Genomic DNA, 20,545 nt, shown 5'->3' with positions numbered 1-20,545 from the left:
GTGTAAAAATAATGGTGGCTATGGCTCCGGTGAGCACCTCTTCCCATCCCGAACAGAGAAGTTAAGCCCGGACGCGCCGATGGTACTGGTGTCACAACTGGGAGAGTAGGTGGCCGCCAACCCTATACCTTGAATCCCCTGTCTCGCAAAAGGCAGGGGATTCTTGCGTTTGAGGAAGGGGAGGAATAGACAAGGGGAGACTTATTATATGTAAATAGTATATTCAATCTATCTTATAGCATGCCCTCAATATAGTTTCTATTTATGCTTCTTTATTCCTGTCTTTGCATAACTATAGTTAAGTGTTACTTTGATAAACTATAGTTTCCTATCTAATTGCCCTAATATGCTATTTTCTTAATCCAATATTACCTTTTAAGGCCTGTTGCGTACTTGTGTGGTATTCTACCGTTGTTAGTTTGGTAATTACTGATTAACTTGATTTATGGCCTTTCTTCATCCTTTGTTCCTTTTTGCTTTAACTGCTATAGTTATTCCTATAATTCTGCATTTGGTACAGTTGCGGAGAGCCAAGCGAATCGAGTTTAGTAACGTACGCTTCATCAAGGCTTCTCAGGAGGTTACGGCTAATCAGCGCAAAATTAAAGAGCTACTGATTCTCATCTGCAGAATACTAGCAGTCATTTTTTTAGTGCTTGCTTTTGCTCAACCCTTTCTACCAGGTACTTCTTCGGCTACTAGCTCTGAGAAAGATGTGACCATTATGCTGGACAACTCCTATAGTATGCAGAATGTTCAGGCTGATAAGGATGTTTCTCTGTTGACTTTTGCAGTAGATAAAGCCAAGCAAATATTTGATTTTTTTCCACCTGCCTCCGTCTTTTCCATCGTTCAGAATTCAAATGTTTCTAACACCAGATTTCCGAGTGCTTCAGATGCCAGAGCGGCTTTAGATAATGTAGCTTTCAGTTCGATACCTACTAATACTTTATCTGCTTCAGTTTCGGGCCATACGTTTCTGCTATCTGATTTTCAGCGGACTAGCTTTAAACCTTCTCTGTTAAATAAGATTAGCTCTACTACTCAAGTTCATTTAATTCCTTTACAACCGGAAAATACGGCTAATATTTATATCGATACGGTGTACCTGGAGGATGCTTTTATAAGGCCAGGTGGTGAAAGTACCTTACACGTAAAACTTTATAATACAGGAAAGGATGCTGTTGACGACCTTCCCTTGAAACTGATTATAAAGGAGGAGCAGGTAGCTGCACTGAGTATTGACATTCCTGCCAGTAAAGGGATGGAGGCAATTATTAATTTCAGGGTGCCCGGCAACCAGGCAGTTCCAGCTTACATAACTATAGATGATTACCCCGTTGAATTTGATAACACCTATTATTTTATTTTAAAGCCATCCAGGGAATTAAAAGTGATAGAGGTAAATGACGGGAAGACTTTGGGTTTGGAGAGTTTATTCACAAAGGAATCTTTTTTTAAGATCACTTCTTACACGTCGGGTGCTGTGAATTATGCCCGTTTAAACGATGCAGATCTGGTAATACTTAATGGGTTAACAGAGGCTTCTGCTGCTTTGGCCACCACTCTTTCTAACTATATAAAAACTGGCGGAACAGTATTTATCTCACCACCCATAGCAGGTGATGCGATTAGCTATAGTTCTTTGTTTAACTCGATTGGAATTAATGCCAGGTTAACGAATGCTTCTGCAAGCAAAACAGATCTGTTGGTACCAGCAGCTGATAACCCTTTTTTTAAAGGTATTTTTGCTGACTATGACCGTAAAATGCAGATGCCTTCTGCTAGCCGTAGTTTAAGCTGGTCGAGGGCTTCAGAAGATATTTTAAAGTATAGGGGAGGCGCATCTTTTCTATCAAGATTTGACAAAGGAGCGGGCAAAGTTTACCTGATGAGCGCGCCGCTGCATGAGGATTACAACACTTTGGTTAACCATGCTTTGTTGTTGCCTGTAATGTATAAAGTTGCGCTAAGCGGTTATAAGCAGGAGCAGCAGTTGGCTTATACCTTAAGTGCATCAACTATAAAATTGCCGGAAGCTAAAACTGCGAAGGGAGAGGGCATCTACAAACTCGAAAAAGACAGCCTTTCGTTTATACCTGAGCAACAATTACGTGGGGGCAGTTTGTTCGTAACTATGCCGGCTGACCTGAATGAGGCTGGTATTTACGCTCTTACCTTAGATGGCGAAACTGCCGGAACTATAGCCTTTAATTACGATAACCGCGAATCTGTACTTGACCAGTATACCCCGGACGAGCTGCGTAGTATGGTAGGGCCGGACAAAAAAAATATACATGTGTACGACTATGGCGATGCCTTATCGGTAAAGAATGAATTTGAAAAAAGATATTTTGGAGTGAAGCTTTGGAAATATTGTCTAATATTGTGTCTGTTTTTCCTGATGGCCGAAATTGCCCTTATTAGACTTCTCTGACATGAACATTTTCCTAAGAGCCGCTACCATCTATCATCCTCAATCTGAGTTTCACCTGCAGCGCCTTAATATTTTAATAGAACAAGGCAAGATAACCTATATTGGTACTGACGAAAAGGAGGCAGACCAAACGATAGAAGCATCGCATTTATGTGTATCTGCAGGTTGGGTGGATATGTTTGCAGTAACCGGCGAACCAGGCCTGGAGCACAAAGAAGATTTGCAAAGTATGGCCCTGGCTGCCGCTGCCGGTGGTTTTACCGAAGTGTTGTGCCTGCCAAATGTTGAGCCCGTAGTGCAAACCAAAGGAGCTGTAACTTATGTAAAAAACAGGACAGTAACTTTACCGGTAACCTTGCACCCCACCGCGGCGGTAACTATAGATGCTGAAGGCAAGGAGCTAACTGAAATGATAGACCTGAAGCATGCCGGAGCAGTTGCATTTACAGATGGTACGCACCCGATACAGGGAGCCGAGGTAATGGTAAAAGCCTTGCAATACCTGCAGTTGTTTGATGGCTTGCTACTAAACAGGCCAGAAAATACACGTCTTACCGCATTTGGGCAGATGCACGAAGGTATAGTAAGTACAACACTTGGGTTGAAAGGCTTGCCTGCCCTGGCTGAAGAAACTATAGTTGCACGCGACTTGCAGTTACTGGCTTACACCGGTGGCAAACTTCATTTCTCGTTAATCTCTACAAAAGCTGCCATCGAAAGTATACGAAAAGCGAAAGCTGATGGGCTGCAGGTAACCTGCGATGTTGCCAGTTACCAGGCTACGTTTACCGACGAAACTATCCTGCCTTTTGATACCAACTATAAAGTAAACCCTCCTTTCCGGAGTGCTGCCGATGCTGAAGCTATAAAGCAAGGTCTTGTTGACGGAACGATAGATACTATCGTTTCGGGGCACCAACCACACGATACCGAGGCCAAGAAGCTGGAATTTGACCTGGCAGAATTTGGCATCATAAACCTGGAAACCGCCTTTGCAGTAGCCAATACCACCTTAACCGATGTGGTACCGTTAGAAACGATCATAGAAAAACTGACGATAGCACCACGCACTATACTACAGTTGCCGCAGCCCCAGTTTGCCATCGGCGAAGTAGCCAATCTTACCTTGTTCGATCCAGAGCAGGTATGGACAGTAGAGGAGAAAAGTAAAAATTCGAAAGGCGTGAACAGTCCCTTCTTTGGCAAACAGCTAACCGGCAAAGTGATCGGAATTGTGCACAAAGGGCAGCTGGTGTTAAATTAATCTTATTTATAAAATTATAACTATATTACAGTTGCTAACTATAGCTCCTGTAATATCATTTACCATACATGTTTAATCAAGCGATAACAAGAGTGGGCATACGCTATGGCGTAACAGGTGGGGTTGCATGTTTTGCAATTGTGTTACTGCTATACTTTATGGGGCTTAACCCGTTCGGCGACTATGGGCGCTATAGTTTCATACCCATCCCGTTTGCTATTTTTATGGGCATTCGGTACTATAAAAAATTTAACGATACCGAAATAGGCTTTTTGAGAGGCTTAAGGGTAGGTACTTCGGTATCGTTTTATGCTGCACTTTGTGCTTCTATGCTGGTTTTTATATTTACCTTTTTAGTAGGTCCTGAGCTGTTGCAACAACATGTAAAGGAGATGAAAGCAGTTCTGGATGCAACCCGCGAGGAGCAGATAAAACTATTGGGCAAAGAAATGTTTGAGCAGGGTTATAAAGCCCTTGATTCTATAACGCCATCTATGCTGGCAGCCGATGATTTTGTGAGGAGATTTTTAGGAGGGTTGGTTTTTGCGCTGATTGCAGCAGTTTTTTACCGTAAATAACTCTAACCTAAAACTATAGAAACCATGACTGAACCTCAACCATCCGTAACCTCAGTAGCTTTAAAGTATGGCTTTATAACAGCGCTGGCTGGTATTGTTTATTCTTTGATTATAATGGTGGCTGATATGGGCGACAACCGCTTGCTCTCCAGCTTAGCATACCTGATCCTGATTATTGGTATAGTGCTGGCCATGAAACAGTATAAATCCATCAATTACGGATATATGTCGTATGGGCAGGGCCTAGGCATTGGTACGTTGGTATCAGCTGTATTCGGGTTGCTGTCTGGCCTTTTCATGTGGATCTATACTTCTTTTGTAGATGCCGAGTACATGGGCCGTATGATGGAGAAGCAGCGCGAAGTAATGCTGGACCAGGGTATGACTGATGAGCAGGTGGATGCCGGTATGGCCATGGCTGAAAACTTCCAGGGGCCGTTAGCCATGATTTTTGGTGGCCTGGTAGGTGCAGTTGTAGTTGGATTTCTATTATCTTTGATCATCTCTGCCATCATGAAAAATAACAGGCCGGAGTTCGAATAAAAAATGCAATACCCTTATGATATTTCGGTAGTAGTTCCGCTCTATAACGAGGAAGAATCGCTGCCAGAACTCGTGCGTTGGATCAAGCGTGTGATGCATACGCACGAGTTTTCTTATGAGATTATACTGGTGGATGACGGTAGCACCGACCGTTCGTGGGAAGTTATAGAAGAGCTGAGCGCCGAAGACAACACTGTAAAAGGCATTAGCTTTAACCGTAACTATGGCAAATCGGCTGCACTGCACATGGGCTTTGAGCGCTGTGCCGGTGAAGTGGTTATTACTATGGATGCCGACCTGCAGGACAGCCCCGAAGAAATTCCGGCGCTGTACGACATGATCAAACACCAGAAGTACGACCTGGTAAGCGGCTGGAAACAGAAACGCTTTGACCCGCTGAGCAAAACCATCCCTACCAAACTGTTTAATGCAGCCACCCGCAAACTATCGGGTATACAGCTGCACGATTTTAACTGTGGCCTTAAAGCGTACCGCCAACTGGTGGTTAAAACGATAGAAGTACACGGCGAAATGCACCGCTACATTCCGGTTATTGCCAAGTGGAATGGTTTTACCAAAATCGGCGAAAAGGTTGTAAAGCACCAGGAACGCAAGTATGGTACTACCAAATTTGGCCTGGAGCGCTTTGTGTATGGTTTCCTTGATCTGCTTTCGATAACGTTTGTAAGCCGGTTTAAAAAACGCCCGATGCACTTTTTTGGTACCATGGGCACATTGATGTTTTTAGTTGGTTTGGGCATTACGGTTTGGCTTATCGTGCAGAAACTGTTTAAACTATACGCAGATGGTCGTGCCCGCGACGTGGTAGATCAGCCCTTGTTTTTCCTGGCATTGGTGGCCGTTATTTTGGGTGTGCAGCTGTTTCTGGCAGGTTTCCTGGCCGAAATGGTGTCGATGTCATCCAACAAGAAGAACGAATACTTGGTGCGCGACCGGGTAGGTTCAGTAAAAGCTTAATGGCGAGGAAAGTCGTTATAGTTGGTCCGGCGCACCCCTTGCGTGGTGGCGGCATGGCTACGTTTAACGAGCGCCTGGCGCGGGCTTTCCAGGAGAATGGGGATGAAGTAGAGATCGTAACGTTTAGTTTGCAGTATCCTTCGTTTCTGTTTCCGGGTAAAAGCCAGTATTCTGATGAACCGGCACCGGAGGGGCTTCGCATTAAAGTTCTTATCAATTCAGTAAACCCGATTAGCTGGCTAAAAACCGGCAACTATATCCGCAAGCAAAAGCCTGATCTGGTTATTTTCCGGTACTGGCTGCCATTTATGGGGCCGGCGTTGGGTACTATAGCCCGTATCATCCGCAGCAACAACTATAGCCGCATACTGGCCATAACCGACAATGTGGTGCCCCACGAAAAACGCCCTGGCGATGTACCGTTTACGAAATATTTCCTGCGTTCCTGTCATGGTTTTGTAACGATGTCGCGCTCTGTGCAGCAGGAGCTGCAATACTTTGAACCCACCAAGCCAAACCTATACCTGGCGCACCCGCTTTATGATAATTTTGGCGCGATAGAAACTAAAGCCGAAGCTTGCGCTGCCTTAGGCCTTGACCCAAACTATAGTTACCTGCTGTTTTTTGGGTTCATCCGAGCTTACAAAGGACTCGATCTGTTGTTACAAGCTATGGCCGATGCCCGTTTGCAAAGCAGGAAAGATATAAAGCTTATAGTTGCAGGTGAGTTTTATGAAGATGCCGCACCTTACCGAAAGCTGATCGAAAGCAATAGTTTGCAGGACCAACTTATACTCCGCACCGATTTTATACCTAACGCCGAAGTGCGCCATTACTTTTGTGCCGCTGACCTGGTGGTGCAGCCTTATAAGCATGCTACCCAAAGCGGCGTAACACAGGTTGCCTATCATTTTAACAAACCTATGGTAGTAACCAATGTAGGTGGCCTCGCCGAGCTAGTACCCGACGGTGAGGTTGGGTATGTCGTAAATCCTGAACCCGAAACTATAGCCAGTGCCATCCTCGATTTTTATAGTTCCGGGAAGGCAGAAACGTTTAGGGAGGCCATTGCAAACTATAAGCAACGCTTCAGCTGGAAGCATTTTGTGCACGAAATACTACAGCTTGCTACTAAAGTCTGATTTTTCTTTTTGCCTATTTCTCCTCAGGGGTAGCCCCTTCCCAAATTCAACTATAGCTTTACTTTCAGGTAGCGTTTTCAGGTATCGGCAAATTAATAAGGGAGTTAAGTTTGTTTAAACATGTAGTAACTCCTATATTTAGTTTAAAATCCAGTTATCGTGCTAATCAACTTATAATGAGAAAGGATCTACTATCCTATCCCGCATTTTTTTTACTTTTTTTACTGCCTTCCATAGCCTTTAGTCAGCGCACTCAGCAGGATACTACTTTCCTGGAGCACTCCATAAACGATGCTGTTCAGCGTTACCGGATCGCTGTTGGCTTGCAGGCACACTTATATACCGGTCCAGAGTATTATTCGCCTGCCAAGCATTACATGACCGGGCACCAGTTTTTTAATGAGAAATTGTTGCGCAAGAGTGCTGTTTTTTATGATGGCACCTGGTTTACCGATGTGCCCTTACTTTACGATGTAGTGCTGGATGAGGTAGTGACAATACACCAGGGAACCGGGTACTTTCAGAAACTGATAAAAGAGAAAACAGGTGCTTTTGTAACAGACGGCCATACATTTATAAACCTGACCGCAGACAGCGTGGCAGGAACAGACATGCCCCCGGGCTACTATGACCTTTGTTACAAGGGAAGCGTGAAGGTGCTGGCACGGCGCAAAAAAGAGCAGCAGGAACGGGCAACTATAAATGGGATGGAAGGCGAGTATCTTACGGTAGACAAATTTTACATCTGGAAAGATGGCATTTATTACCCTGTAACCAGAAAAAGCACCATGCTGAAAGTGCTGCAAGACCAGAAAAAAGAACTGAACAGGTTTGCACGAACCAATAATTTAAAGTTCAGGAAAAACCGCGAAGCTTCTATTGTAAAGTTAGCGCAACTATACGATACGCTCAAAAAATAAGCCATCCGGCCTGATATCCTTACCTTATAACTGTACACAAGCCGCCTATAGTTTTATGTCTACTTTTTACCAAAGCACTGTGCTTACGCTCCTGCTTTTCCTCGGAACCATAGTTTCCGGTAGGGCGCAGCAAGTTAATGAGCCGCTCATAACAGGTACGTATCAACAAATGCCTTTCCCGCAATTTATCCGGGAACTGGAAAGCAAGGTGCCCTATACTTTTTATTACGACCCCGCAACTACAGACAGCTTAACTATAGATGTGCAGGTTAATGGTAGCCCGCTAAGCCAGGTTTTGGAACAGGCCTTGCAAGGCACCGGTCTCCGCTTTGCTATTAGTGCACAAAAGCAGGTTTTTATTACAAAAGATAAAGCGATAATGGCGCATTTGCCGGAAGGCTTTTTCCTGGACGGCAACAGTGGTGCAAAACAGAACCCAACCCAACCAACACAAGAGCGCTACCTGGCTCAGGAACCGGTAAAAAAGAAAGCGGTTTCGGAAGTAAAACTATACGAGATTGGCACCGCTGGTAATGTAAGCAAACCGGGCATGGCTAACCTGGCTGGCACACTGCGCGAAGCTAAAACAGGCGAGCCCATTATCGGGGCATACATTTACATTGAGTCGCCAACTATAGGCACGGCTTCAGACCAGTATGGGTACTACTCGTTAACGTTGCCATTGGGTCGCCATGAGCTCAGGATAAAAGGAATAGGCTTGAAAAATGCCAGAAGGCAGGTACTGCTTAACGGTGACGGCAAACTGGATATTGAACTGGAAGAAGATGTAAGAGCCCTGAAAGAAGTTTTGGTAGAAGCCGAAAAAGACCGCAACGTTTCTGGCTTGCAGATGGGTATGGAGCGCCTGGACATCAGAACTATAAAACAGGTACCTACTGCCTTCGGCGAAACCGATATAATGCGCGTTGTGCTTACCTTGCCGGGTGTAAAATCAGTAGGAGAGGGCAGCACCGGCATGAACGTGCGCGGCGGCTCTACGGACCAGAACCTGATCCTGCTGAATGATGCTACCATTTATAACCCATCGCATTTGTTTGGCTTTTTCTCGGCTTTTAACCCCGATGTAGTAAAGTCGGTGGAATTATATAAAAGTGCGATACCTGCCAGGTATGGCGGACGCCTTTCGTCGGTGCTGGAGGTAACTACCCGGGACGGTAATAAAAAACAGTTTTCAGGCTCGGGTGGTATTGGGTTACTTACCAGCAGGCTAACCCTGGAAGGCCCGATCATTAAAGACAAAACTTCGCTACTGGTTGGTGGCCGCACCACCTACTCTGACTGGCTTCTGAAACAGATACCCAACAAATCATTTAATAAAAGCGAAGCCTCTTTTTACGACATAAACGCCCACCTCAGCCACGAAATAGACAGCAAAAACAGCTTGTACCTGACCGGCTACCTCAGCAAAGACAGGTTTAAGCTGGCCGCTGACACCCTGTATAGGTTTAAAAACCAGAACGCCAGCATAAAGTGGAAGCACATTTTCCATAACAAACTGTACAGCGTAGTTACCGGTACGCACAGCCATTACAGCTACGACATCTCGAACGAAGAAAATGCAGTAAATGCTGCCACGCTGGCCTTTGGCATTGATCAGAGCAATGCCCAGGTTGATTTTAACTACTTCCCGAATGCCCAGCACACCCTGGATTTTGGCGCCAGCGCTATACTTTACCAGACCGAGCCGGGAAGCGTTACCCCGCACAGCGCTGAGTCGTTGATTATAGCGGACAAACTGCAGCGCGAGAAAGCTATGGAAGCCGCCGTGTATGTGGCTGACCGGTATGATATCAGTGCACGTCTGTCGTTGTCGTTTGGGTTGCGCTATAGTTTCTTTAATGCCCTGGGCGCCCGCGATGTGTTCAGGTATGCGCCGGGTGTACCTAAAACCGAAGGAACTATAATTGATACGGTGGCTTATGGGGCAGGCAAAAGTATAGCTACCTACCACGGCCCCGAGTTCCGGTTTTCAGCAAGATATGGGCTAACAGATAATTCTTCGGTTAAGGTTAGTTACAACAGGCAACGCCAGTACCTGCACATGCTATCAAACACGGCCTCTATGTCGCCTACCGACACCTGGAAACTGAGCGACAGCAACATTAGACCGCAGATAGGCGACCAGGTAGCCTTTGGTTATTACCGCAACTTCAGAAATAATACGATCGAGTTTTCGGCGGAAAGTTACTATAAATGGATGAAGGACTTCCTGGATTACAGGAGCGGCGCATCTATTATTATGAACCACCACATTGAGACCGATGTAGCCAACGCCGAAGGTAAAGCTTACGGGGTGGAGCTGATGCTGAAAAAAGCCACTGGCAAAATAAATGGCTGGGTAAGCTATACGTATTCCCGCACGCTGGTACGCATAAACGATGCTACCACTTCTGAGATCATCAACAGGGGCGAATATTACCCGAGCAACTACGATAAGCCGCACGATTTTACCATGATCAGCAACTATAGGTTCAGCCAGCGCTTCAGTTCATCGTTAAACTTTACCTATAGCACCGGCCGGCCTATTACGCTGCCATTGGCCAAGTATTACGATGGCGGCGCGCAACGCATTGTATATTCAGACAGAAACCAGTACCGCATACCAGACTATTACCGCGTAGATTTTGCCTTTAATATGGAGGGCAACCATAAGGTAAACAAGCTGGCCCATAGCTCCTGGACACTGGCCGTTTATAACCTGACGGGCCGCAAAAACCCATATTCTATCTATTTCAAATCAGAGAATGGTAAGATCAAGGGGTATAAAATGTCTGTTTTCGGGCAGCCTATCCCTACTATTACCTATAACTTTAAGTTTTAAGCCCATGAGATCGCAACGTTGGAAAAATACACTTGGCTGGTTGTTGATGCTGTTGGTTAGCAGTTGTGTGGAGCCCTACTTCCCGGAGGTAATGGATGCCCCGAACACCTATTTAGTAGTAAACGGATTTATAAACGCGAACGGCACTACCAACATACAGTTAGTACGCACCCAAAACCTGAACGACCACATGGCACCGCCCCCTGAGAGCGGAGCTATCGTTATGATAGAAGCTGAAAACGGCGAAAGCTTCAGGCTGGAGGAAATTTACCCGCAGGGCACCTACCAGGTACAAAACCTGAACCTGAACGATGCAACCAACTACCGCCTGTTTATCCGGACAAATGATAACAAGGAATATGCTTCTGATTTTATACAAGTAAAGAGATCGCCGGAGATAGATGCGATAACCTGGGCACCGCTTGATGAGGAAGTACAACTATACGTTAGTACCCACGACCCAAGCAACAAAACGCGCTATTACCGCTGGCAGTTTGAGTACACCTGGCAATTCCGGTCCCCACTTTTTACAGCCCTTAAATATGAGAATGGGGCGGTTGTGCCGCGCGAAGGAGACGACCCGATCATCTACAACTGCTGGAAATCTGAGAAATCGAATACCATTGAGTATGGTACTTCTGTAAAACTAAGCCAGGATGTGATCAGCAACTATAAACTGACCACTATACCAGCCGGGTCCGAGAAACTTTCTGTTAAGTATAGCGTGCTGGTAAAGCAATATGCCCTAACTAAACAGGCTTACGAGTATTGGGAGATTCTGAAAAAGAACACCGAAAACATTGGTACACTTTTCGACCCGCTTCCGTCGCAGCTTACAGGTAACATCCGTTGTCTGACCAACCCCGATGAGCCCGTGATCGGGTTTATTTCTGCATCAACGGTAACAGAAAAACGCGCTTTTATTGACAGGCGGGAATTGCCGAGGGAATGGCATTATAATGCGCCCTCGTGTTTCGCCGATACAATGCTGCTATCAGAGAACAGTGTTAGCGATTTTTTTGGAAATGGCAGTATGATGCCCGTTAATGAAGTATACTTGGATGGTGGAGTCTCGCCGGTAGGCTATACCTACGCGCCAAAATCCTGTGTGGATTGCAGAACCATGGGCACCAATGTTAAACCTTATTTCTGGGAATAAGATGCTTTATTGTAAACAAGAAACAAGCGTGCGCACCACCAACTATAGCATGTTACGATCTGGCCTGGTGTTTAAACTGCTGCTAGTATGCAGTTGCTTTACAGGGTTTGGCGCCGGCGGGGCACTTGCCCAGAATGCTACCTTCAAAACCATAGCCCAGGATTTTGACCAGTACCGTAAAAAGGCATTGCAGGAAAAAATATTCCTGCACCTGGACCGGCCTGTTTATACCTGCGGCGAAACCATGTGGTTTAAAATGTATGCTGTTGATGGCACCGTGCACAACCCCCTGGCCATTAGCAGAATTGGCTATGTTGAGGTATTGGATGAAGCTCAGAAACCGGTATTGCAGGGCAAAATAGCTTTAAATGAGGGGTCGGGTAACGGCTCTTTTATACTTCCGGCTACACTTGGTTCGGGCAACTATACAGTAAGGGCATATACCACCTGGATGCGCAACTTTGGTCCAGAATTTTACTTTGAGCAGCCTGTAACTATAGTTAACACGTTCCAGACCCCTGCCATGTCCTCAACACCAACTTTACCTGCCTACGCAATACAGTTTTTTCCGGAAGGAGGGAACATAGTAGCCGGTGTATCCAACAAAGTGGCGTTTAAAACAACAGACAAACGAACCGGTAAAGGCATTGCTTATAAAGGAGAGATAAGAGACGCAAAAGGCAAGAAAATAGCCGATATAGCCCCTTACAGATTCGGGATAGGACATGTTACTTTTACGCCTGAGGCAGGAATGGCCTATACCGCTATAGTTACTTTACCCAACGGGCAGAAATTTGAACAACCGCTGCCCAAAGTTTACGACCAGGGCAATGCGTTAAACCTGCAGGAAGAAGTCAATAACCAACTTAAAATAACCGTAAGCCAAACCGGGCAGCAGGCAGCACAACTATACCTGCTTGGCCATACCCGGCAAATGATCGCAGTATCGGAAACGGCAACTATAAACCAGGGTGCTGCTACTTTTCTGGTAGATAAAAATGCGCTGGCAGACGGAATTACCCACTTTACAGTATTTAACGCGGATAAAAAGCCTGTAAGCGAACGGTTATACTTTAAGCAGCCTACCCAACTGCTGCACCTAAATCTGGCCACTGACAAGCAACACTATACAACCCGCGAAAAAGTAGCGTTAGATATTACTGCCCAGGCCGGTCCGGAAAACAATACGGCTGCTAACCTTTCGATGGCTGTATACCGACTGGACTCGTTGCAGGCCACGGTTGCCAACAGCATAGAAAGTTACCTTTGGCTGACATCTGACCTGAAAGGAACTATAGAAAACCCGGGCTACTACTTTTCGGCTGCCGGCGCAACAGATAGCCAGGCGATAGATAACCTGATGCTGACCCATGGCTGGAGTCGTTTTAAATGGGAAGATATCCTGGACAAAACACCCGCTACCTATAGTTTTGCCCCTGAGTTTGGCGGGCATTGGATAACCGGGCAGGTAACCAGTAAAAGTACAGGCGCACCAGCCCCCGGCATAATGACCTATCTGGCATCGCCTAGCAAGCACATCCGGTTATACAGCTCGCAAAGCGATACCAACGGCCTGATCAGGTATGAAGTAAAGGATTATTTCGGGCAGAAAGAGATTGTAGTGCAAAGCGATTTCACAAAAGACAGCACCTACCACTTTAAATTATTCAGCCCCTTTTCAGATAAGTTTGCTGCTCGTCAGCTGCCTGCTTTCAAACTCTCCGATAAACTATACCAGGACCTGACCCTGCGCCATGTGCAAAGCCAGGTGCAGCAGGCGTACTTTGGCCAGTACACCAACCGGTTTGCTGCAGCCGGCATCGATAGTATTTCGTTTTACGGGCATGCAACAGAGCAATATTACCTGGACGACTATAAGCGCTTTAAGGTAATGGAGGAAGTAATGCGCGAGTATGTGCCGGGCGTAGTAGTGCGGCTGCGTAAGCGTAATTTCTATTTTATGGTAGTTAACAGGCCATACAAAACTATATTTGAGGAGCAACCGCTGGTATTGCTGGATGGCGTGCCTGTTTTCAATGTCAACAAGATCATGGCTTTCAATCCGCTTAAGGTGAACAAACTGGAAGTGATAGCCAGCAGATTCTTTACCGGGCAGCAGCTATACGAAGGGGTTGTAAGTTATACCACCTACAAAGGTGACCTGGGCGGTTTTGAACTGGACCCACGCGCCCTGATGCAGGAATATGAAGGTTTACAGCTGCAGCGAGAGTTTTATGCCCCGGCATACGACACCGACACCCAGAAGCAAAGCCGTTTGGCAGATCTCAGAAACCTGTTGCATTGGGCTCCAGACCTGAAAGTAAAAACCGGAACTACAGCAACTTCCTCCTTTTATACTTCAGACCAACCCGGTACTTACCTGGTATTTATACAAGGGTTAACGGCAAGTGGCCAGGCTGGCAGCAAGGTACTTACCTTTAAAGTAGGCCAGCCGCTATAGTTTGTTTTTTAGAGAAATTGCAGAAATTACATTACGCCCTCATAAACTATGGAAAAGCAGAATTACATTTTAATTTTAGGTGCCGGTGGTAACATAGGTGGCAAAATTGCAGACCGCCTGCTTGCACAAGAAGTAACGGTAGGTGTAGTAGGCCGCAACCCCGAAAATCTGAAGCGTTTTGAAGGAAAAGCAGAACTTTGGCTTGGTGATTTTAACGACGACACTTTTCTGAAAGAAGCACTGCGCAAAGCCAGCAGCCTGTTTCTGACCGTACCCGACAGTGCGTTTAGCGACCTGAACGCTACAGCTGCCCGGTTGGCGCGGCTGCTGAAAGATACTCCGGTTACACACATCGTTAATATCAGTAACAGTATTATTAAAAAAGCCGGGCAAGCCACACGCCTGGTTGCCCTGGAAGCTGAACTGAATTACTACCTAGAACAACATATGCTGCACCTGCGTTGCGGTAACTTTTTCGAGAACCTGAACTGGGGACTGCACACACCTTACGCTCCGGACCTGAAACTGCCTTATGTCTCGTCGTATGAAGTGGCGCATGTGGCAGCCGCACATTTGTTGCAGCAGGATTTTACCGGAAAACAGGTGCAGGCTTTAACAGGCAATCAGGATTATAGTATGGCGGAACTGGCAGCGGCAGCGGGTGTAAACTATAGGCAACTACCATATTCAGATGAGAATGTGCATTTTTACAAACCCTTTAACGAAGGCGATTTTGAAGTGGAACCCCGGCTGGCAAGCTATACTTTAGCTGATGAACAGTTTACCTTAGCCTATTTCCTGAAGCACGACCTGAAGGCGGAGGCGATGCCCGTTTAATAGGGATGGTAGGTGCTGCGTTTTTTTATGCCGTGCCGTGTAAATTTATAGATGGGGCAGCAGGCAAGCAGAAAAGCGGCGGCACTAACTGCCAGCAAACCATAGTTTAAAACAGCTATTACACTTATAGCATATCCTACCACTATCGCCAGCAGCAAAGTATAAATTCCGGTACCAATGGCAGCCCAACGCACCTTTACTCCAAATAGTAGCATCAGGGCAAGTATAGTTTCCAGGAGGGTGGCAGCTATAGCCAGTTTTTCAGAGATGCCCTTGGGGATATAGGGCAATGCGGCCTGCAGTTTCTTTATATACATATCCCAGTCGGCCCAAAGTATACCCGAAGTGCCCGGCTGACCCAGGTAACCCAGTTTATCGGCTACAAAAGCCAGGATGGTAAAGGCCAGCGCAATCCTCAGAAACAATACAGCGTACGGTAGATATTTTTCCATTAAGCCTGTGGTCAGCGAAAGGTAAACTATAGTTAAACGAGACAAAACGAAATAACTATACATTTGCTCCAAAAATCTGTTTTGCCACAACAAAAAATCCCCGGCCATTACCTGACCAGGGATTCTGTTTATTGATTTATAGTTTGGGCTTATACTTTACAGCATATCCACACCTGTGTAACTATAAGGCGTTATCTGCTTCAGTTCGGTTTTTATAGTTTCGCTTACCTGCAGGGTATCAATAAAGCTGCTGATGGTTTGGGCGGTGATCTTTTCGTTTTTTCGGGTCAGGGCTTTCAGGGCTTCGTAAGGTTGCGGGTAGCCCTCACGGCGCAATACTGTCTGGATGCCTTCTGCTACTACAGCCCAGTTATCTTCGAGGTGTTGGGTAAGGGCGGCTTCGTTCAGTTCCAGTTTGCCAATGCCACGCTCCAACGATTTTAAAGCAATTACAATATGCGCCAGCGGCACACCCACATTTCTTAAAACAGTAGAGTCGGTCAGGTCGCGTTGCAGCCTGGAGATAGGTAGCTTGGCCGATAAATGCTCCAATATGGCGTTTGCGATGCCCAGGTTACCTTCAGCGTTCTCGAAATCGATCGGGTTTACTTTATGCGGCATAGCAGAAGAACCAACTTCACCAGCTTTAATCTTCTGCTTAAAATAGCCCATCGATACGTACTGCCACACATCTCTCGAGAAATCAATCAGTATCGTATTCAGGCGTTTCAGGCCATCAAAATAAGCAGCCAGGTTATCGTAATGCTCTATTTGGGTGGTGTACTGGCTGCGGCGCAAGCCCAGGCTTTCCTGCACAAACTTGTTACCAAACTCCGGCCAGTTTATAGTTGGGTAGGCAATGTGGTGTGCGTTAAAGTTACCGGTAGCACCGCCAAACTTAGCCGAAAAAGGAACCTGGCGCAGTAAGTCCATTTGTTGTACCAGGCGCTCGGCAAATACCATTATCTCTTTGCCCAGTCGGGTAGGGGAAGCCGGTTGCCCGTGGGTGTGCGCCAACATGGGTATGTTTTTCCATTGCTGTGCTAATTCAACCAAGGTCTGGTGCAGTTGCTGGTATAACGGTTGCAGCACACGCTCATCAGCCTCGCGCAACGATAACGGTATAGCTGTGTTGTTTACATCCTGTGAGGTAAGCCCAAAGTGTATAAATTCTTTGTACTGGCCGAGCCCTAACGCATCAAACTTATCTTTTATAAAATACTCTACCGCTTTAACGTCGTGGTTAGTGGTTTTTTCGGTTTCTTTTATAGTTAGGGCATCCTGCTCGGTAAACTGCTCATATAGTGCACGCAAGGCCGGGTATAGGCTCTTATCTACCTGCTGCAGTTGCGGCAGTGGCAGTTCGCAGAGGGCAATAAAATATTCCACTTCTACCAGCACGCGGTACCGGATCAGGCCAAACTCAGAAAAGTAACCGGCTAACTCAGTAGTATTGCGGCGGTAGCGACCGTCCACCGGCGAAATGGCAGTAAGCGTTGTAAGGGTCATCACAGGTATAGTTTTTGTTCAAAGATAAGCAGGAAAGCTATAGTACGCCAACGCAACTACAACAGTATCCGAAATTTATAGCACTGTTTGGCGTTATGTTTACAGAACGATGCAAGTATACAACTATAACTATATCTAAAACACAAGAGCCCCGTATGAGGTGAGATATAACATGTAATGCACTTGCAAACGTACCTTTACCGGGTATAATATGTGTATTCATATTTTAGATACTGAATCTTATTAGCGTAATTCGCAACGAACATTTTGGATCATCGATTGAAAAAAAGAATATTGATTGGACTGGGCATTGCGGTGTCTTTGTTTCTTATACTTTTCGTACTGGTTGTCATCTTCAGGGGGCAGCTGCTTGAGTACACTATAAAACAGGTGGAGGCCAGAATTGAGAAAAAATATCCCGTAGATTTTACGATAACACAGGCAAAATTCACTGACCTGAACTCGGTGGTGCTGAGCGGTATTTCGATGGTACCCCATGACCGCGATACCCTTTTTGCTACCGACAGCGTGCATGCCTCGGTTAGTTTAACTTCTTTGTTACGTGGCCGCATCGGGTTTAAAAAACTGGAAGTAGCCAACGGCTTTGTTACCGCCCGCAAAAACGGCGAGGTCAATAATTTTTCTTTCTTGCTTGAGGGTGATAAAGAAGAGCCGGCAGATACCACCAAAAAAGGCGGCCGCAACTATGGTGAACTACTGAACCGGCTGATTGAAACTGCTTTCGATAACGTGCCCGACCAGGTGGATTTCAAGAACCTGAACGTATCCTATGTGTCCCCGAACCGCACTATGGATGTAAAGCTGCCCTTCCTGAAAATTGATGATGGCAACATTGACGCACAACTCTCTGTTCGGCTGGACTCGATGGTAAACAACATGCGCGTGCAGGGCACCATAGACCCGGGAGATTATAACATAGCTGCCAGTTTTTATGCCTCCGATGCCAAAGGCATACGACTGCCTTATGTAAAAGAAAAGTTTGGCGGCACGGTTACCTTTGATACCCTACACCTGAGCCTGCAGGATAAAACTTATAAGAAAGAAAAGCTTACCATGAAAGGCAATGCCAAAGTGCAGAACCTGGTGGTAAATCATCCGAAAATAGCTACCGAAGATGTGCTTTTAAAAGAGGGTGCCATAGACTATGTGGTAACAATAGGTAAAGACTTTTATGCCATAGAAGAACCGACCGAAGTACGCATCAACAAAGCCGTAGCCAGTATACAGGCCTCTTACCAGAACGCTACTTCCAAGATCATCGACCTGAAAATAAACACCGAGCCGATACCTGCCAATAACGTGTTCGAGTCGCTGCCGCCGGGCTTGTTCGAGAACCTGGATGGAATTAAGGCGCAGGGTGACCTGACGTATAAAATGAGCTTCCATGTGAATATGGATAGCCTGGAAAATCTGAAATTTAACTCCGACCTGGATGCTTCCAAAGACTTCAAGATCGTGCAGTGGGGTAAAACCAATATCCAGAAAATAAACGGTTCGTTCGTGCACACGGTGTATGAGTATGGCAAGCCTGTTCGTACGTTTACGGTTGGGCCGTCTAACCCGTTCTTTACCCGTATCAATGCCATATCGCCGTATTTGCGCAATGCTATACTTACCGCTGAAGATGCAGGATTTTACAGTCATAACGGTTTCCATGAAGAGGCTTTTAGGCAGGCTATTATTGCCAACCTGAAGGAGGGTGAGTTTGTGCGTGGTGGTAGTACTATTTCGATGCAGCTGGTAAAAAACGTGTTCCTGACGCGCCACAAAACAGTAACCCGTAAAGTAGAAGAAGCCATCATCGTTTGGCTGATAGAGAACCTGGACCTGGTATCGAAAAGCCGCATGTTTGAAGTTTACCTGAACATTATTGAGTGGGGACCGAACGTATATGGTGCTAAAGATGCCTCGAGGTTCTACTTTGGCAAGCAACCTTCAGAACTCAACCTGGCCGAAGCTATTTTCCTGACCAGCATCATTCCAAGCCCGAAACGCTACCGTTCATCATTCGATAGCTACGGCAACCTGCGCAACTTTAAAGGCTATTACTACAGATTGATTGGTGGCATTATGCGCCGCAGAGGCTTGATAACACAGGCAGAATATGAGAACCTTTACCCGAACGTGCGCCTATATGGCCGGGCCCGCGACCTGATCGTAACTGCCCACGACACCAGCCAGGTAGAAGAAGTAGATACAACTGAGTTTGAACTGGAAACCATAGACCTGCTCGATTTTTAAACCCAAACTATAAACTATAGCTAAACGGCCCCGCAACCATACTTGCCGGGCCGTTTAGTTTAGCATCATTTTCAGCAGCCAAATAAGTATAAACATGAAATCAGATCAGGAAAGCTATACTTCGGACAAAGGTATCGGGCTGCTACCACGCCTTACTAAATATACCACCCGCATAGGCTTAGACTGGTTTATGATGGCGCTGCTGCTCATTATCGTGTTAGCCTACTTATGGCCGCAACTTGGTTTAAAGGATGGACCATTGGCACTGGGCACTATTACAGATATTGGGGTATCGGTTATTTTCCTGTTCTATGGCTTACGCCTGAGCCCCGAAAAACTGAAGACTGGACTGAGCAACTGGCGCTTACATATGCTGGTGCAGCTTAGTACTTTTGTGTTGTTCCCGGTACTAATACTTATAGTTATGCAGGTTGTGGGTGCTGATAGCAGTAATTTACTTTGGCTAGGCATTTTTTACCTGGCGGCGCTGCCTTCTACAGTTTCCTCATCAGTAGTGATGGTATCAGTGGCGGGAGGAAACATACCGGCGGCTATATTTAATGCCAGCATTTCGAGTTTACTTGGCGTTTTTATTACCCCACTCTGGATGGGTATTTTCCTCTCGGCGGGAGCAAGAAGTATAGATATGCAGGATGTGATGCTGAAACTGGTTCTACAGGTTCTGGTGCCGGTTATACTTGGCATTTTACTTCATAAACGGTTCGGGACTTTTGCTGAAAAGTATAAATCCAGGATACGGTTTTTTGATCAGAGTATCATTCTGCTTATCGTGTATAGTTCGTTCTGCGAGTCGTTTGCCCGGGAACTCTTTCGTGGGTTGAGTTTGCTGCATTTAATTGGGCTAGGAACAGGGATGCTGGCTTTATTCTTTCTGGTGTATGCTATAGTTATGGGCATCAGTAGGCTATTGAATTTATCCTGGGAAGATAAGATAACAGCTACCTTCTGTGGTTCTAAAAAGTCGCTGGTGCATGGTACGGTCATGAGCAAAGTGCTTTTCCCGGATGCCAACATGGTAGGGATTATACTGCTGCCGATCATGCTTTATCATGCGCTGCAGCTGGTAGTGGTAAGTATACTAGCGCAGGCTTCGGCCCGCAAAACGGCACAAACTATAGTTACCAACTAAACAAAACGGAG

General features: G+C 46.0%; 15 protein-coding genes and 1 rRNA gene. 14 read left to right on the top strand and 2 right to left on the bottom strand.

Annotated features, from left to right (window positions below):
* Positions 1-10: 10 nt before the first annotated feature.
* The 12 genes from rrf (at position 11) to GWO68_RS12605 (ending at position 15,161) form a co-directional block, all read left to right on the top strand.
* Positions 11-122 (top strand): 5S ribosomal RNA (rrf, locus tag GWO68_RS12660).
* Between the two features lie 323 nt (positions 123-445).
* Positions 446-2,437, top strand: coding sequence for a BatA domain-containing protein (locus tag GWO68_RS12655; protein WP_162346814.1), 1,992 nt, complete (start codon positions 446-448; stop codon positions 2,435-2,437).
* A gap of 1 nt (position 2,438) precedes the next feature.
* A complete protein-coding gene (locus GWO68_RS12650; RefSeq protein WP_162346813.1) occupies positions 2,439-3,701 on the top strand; it encodes a dihydroorotase in 1,263 nt (420 codons plus the stop codon).
* A gap of 68 nt (positions 3,702-3,769) precedes the next feature.
* A complete protein-coding gene (locus tag GWO68_RS12645; RefSeq protein WP_162346812.1) occupies positions 3,770-4,279 on the top strand; it encodes a DUF4199 domain-containing protein in 510 nt (169 codons plus the stop codon).
* 24 nt (positions 4,280-4,303) lie between these two features.
* Positions 4,304-4,822: a DUF4199 domain-containing protein gene (locus GWO68_RS12640; protein WP_162346811.1), complete on the top strand. Its 519-nt coding sequence runs from the start codon at positions 4,304-4,306 to the stop codon at positions 4,820-4,822.
* A gap of 3 nt (positions 4,823-4,825) precedes the next feature.
* Entirely contained in the window at positions 4,826-5,800 is a 975-nt protein-coding gene (locus GWO68_RS12635; RefSeq protein ID WP_162346810.1) for a glycosyltransferase family 2 protein, read from the top strand.
* A complete protein-coding gene (locus tag GWO68_RS12630; RefSeq protein ID WP_162346809.1) occupies positions 5,800-6,942 on the top strand; it encodes a glycosyltransferase in 1,143 nt (380 codons plus the stop codon). The genes GWO68_RS12635 and GWO68_RS12630 overlap by 1 nt, the downstream gene beginning before the upstream one ends.
* A gap of 176 nt (positions 6,943-7,118) precedes the next feature.
* Positions 7,119-7,862 carry a hypothetical protein gene (locus GWO68_RS12625; protein ID WP_162346808.1) on the top strand — a complete coding sequence of 248 codons (744 nt, stop codon included), beginning with the start codon at positions 7,119-7,121 and terminating at the stop codon, positions 7,860-7,862.
* A gap of 55 nt (positions 7,863-7,917) precedes the next feature.
* On the top strand, positions 7,918-10,704 hold the full coding sequence (locus GWO68_RS12620) for a TonB-dependent receptor (RefSeq protein ID WP_162346807.1): 2,787 nt from the start codon (positions 7,918-7,920) through the stop codon (positions 10,702-10,704).
* 4 nt (positions 10,705-10,708) lie between these two features.
* On the top strand, positions 10,709-11,863 hold the full coding sequence (locus GWO68_RS12615; protein ID WP_162346806.1) for a DUF4249 domain-containing protein: 1,155 nt from the start codon (positions 10,709-10,711) through the stop codon (positions 11,861-11,863).
* Positions 11,864-11,912: 49 nt separating this feature from the next.
* Positions 11,913-14,324, top strand: coding sequence for a hypothetical protein (locus tag GWO68_RS12610; protein WP_162346805.1), 2,412 nt, complete (start codon positions 11,913-11,915; stop codon positions 14,322-14,324).
* Between the two features lie 48 nt (positions 14,325-14,372).
* Positions 14,373-15,161 carry an NAD(P)H-binding protein gene (locus GWO68_RS12605; protein ID WP_162346804.1) on the top strand — a complete coding sequence of 263 codons (789 nt, stop codon included), beginning with the start codon at positions 14,373-14,375 and terminating at the stop codon, positions 15,159-15,161.
* Here GWO68_RS12605 and GWO68_RS12600 read toward each other — a convergent pair.
* Entirely contained in the window at positions 15,158-15,676 is a 519-nt protein-coding gene (locus tag GWO68_RS12600; RefSeq protein WP_235942055.1) for a DoxX family membrane protein, read from the bottom strand. The two genes, GWO68_RS12605 and GWO68_RS12600, sit on opposite strands and share 4 nt — an antisense overlap.
* Positions 15,677-15,769: 93 nt before the next feature.
* Positions 15,770-17,122, bottom strand: a complete 1,353-nt coding sequence (gene purB / locus GWO68_RS12595; RefSeq protein WP_162346827.1) for an adenylosuccinate lyase — start codon at positions 17,120-17,122, stop codon at positions 15,770-15,772.
* 279 nt (positions 17,123-17,401) lie between these two features.
* Here purB and GWO68_RS12590 point away from each other — a divergent pair, with 279 nt between their 5' ends.
* Both GWO68_RS12590 and GWO68_RS12585 read left to right on the top strand, forming a co-directional pair.
* Positions 17,402-19,384, top strand: a complete 1,983-nt coding sequence (locus GWO68_RS12590) for a biosynthetic peptidoglycan transglycosylase (RefSeq protein WP_162346802.1) — start codon at positions 17,402-17,404, stop codon at positions 19,382-19,384.
* Positions 19,385-19,478: 94 nt separating this feature from the next.
* A complete protein-coding gene (locus tag GWO68_RS12585; protein WP_162346801.1) occupies positions 19,479-20,534 on the top strand; it encodes a bile acid:sodium symporter family protein in 1,056 nt (351 codons plus the stop codon).
* Positions 20,535-20,545: the final 11 nt, after the last annotated feature.

It is taken from the genome of Pontibacter fetidus, from assembly GCF_010119545.1.
GTDB lineage: Bacteria > Bacteroidota > Bacteroidia > Cytophagales > Hymenobacteraceae > Pontibacter > Pontibacter fetidus.
The sequence above is the reverse complement of the archived record's forward strand: the minus strand, read 5'-3'. Positions and strand labels throughout refer to the sequence as shown.

Excerpts from the sequence above, each read along its gene's own strand:
- GWO68_RS12655 (WP_162346814.1), top strand. The coding sequence starts at position 446 with ATGGCCTTTCTTCATCCTTTGTTCCTTTTTGCTTTAACTGCTATAGTT.
- GWO68_RS12650 (WP_162346813.1), top strand. The coding sequence starts at position 2,439 with ATGAACATTTTCCTAAGAGCCGCTACCATCTATCATCCTCAATCTGAG.
- GWO68_RS12645 (WP_162346812.1), top strand. The coding sequence starts at position 3,770 with ATGTTTAATCAAGCGATAACAAGAGTGGGCATACGCTATGGCGTAACA.
- GWO68_RS12640 (WP_162346811.1), top strand. The coding sequence starts at position 4,304 with ATGACTGAACCTCAACCATCCGTAACCTCAGTAGCTTTAAAGTATGGC.
- GWO68_RS12635 (WP_162346810.1), top strand. The coding sequence starts at position 4,826 with ATGCAATACCCTTATGATATTTCGGTAGTAGTTCCGCTCTATAACGAG.
- GWO68_RS12630 (WP_162346809.1), top strand. The coding sequence starts at position 5,800 with ATGGCGAGGAAAGTCGTTATAGTTGGTCCGGCGCACCCCTTGCGTGGT.
- GWO68_RS12625 (WP_162346808.1), top strand. The coding sequence starts at position 7,119 with ATGAGAAAGGATCTACTATCCTATCCCGCATTTTTTTTACTTTTTTTA.
- GWO68_RS12620 (WP_162346807.1), top strand. The coding sequence starts at position 7,918 with ATGTCTACTTTTTACCAAAGCACTGTGCTTACGCTCCTGCTTTTCCTC.
- GWO68_RS12615 (WP_162346806.1), top strand. The coding sequence starts at position 10,709 with ATGAGATCGCAACGTTGGAAAAATACACTTGGCTGGTTGTTGATGCTG.
- GWO68_RS12610 (WP_162346805.1), top strand. The coding sequence starts at position 11,913 with ATGTTACGATCTGGCCTGGTGTTTAAACTGCTGCTAGTATGCAGTTGC.
- GWO68_RS12605 (WP_162346804.1), top strand. The coding sequence starts at position 14,373 with ATGGAAAAGCAGAATTACATTTTAATTTTAGGTGCCGGTGGTAACATA.
- GWO68_RS12600 (WP_235942055.1), bottom strand. The coding sequence starts at position 15,676 with ATGTATAGTTATTTCGTTTTGTCTCGTTTAACTATAGTTTACCTTTCG.
- purB (WP_162346827.1), bottom strand. The coding sequence starts at position 17,122 with ATGACCCTTACAACGCTTACTGCCATTTCGCCGGTGGACGGTCGCTAC.
- GWO68_RS12585 (WP_162346801.1), top strand. The coding sequence starts at position 19,479 with ATGAAATCAGATCAGGAAAGCTATACTTCGGACAAAGGTATCGGGCTG.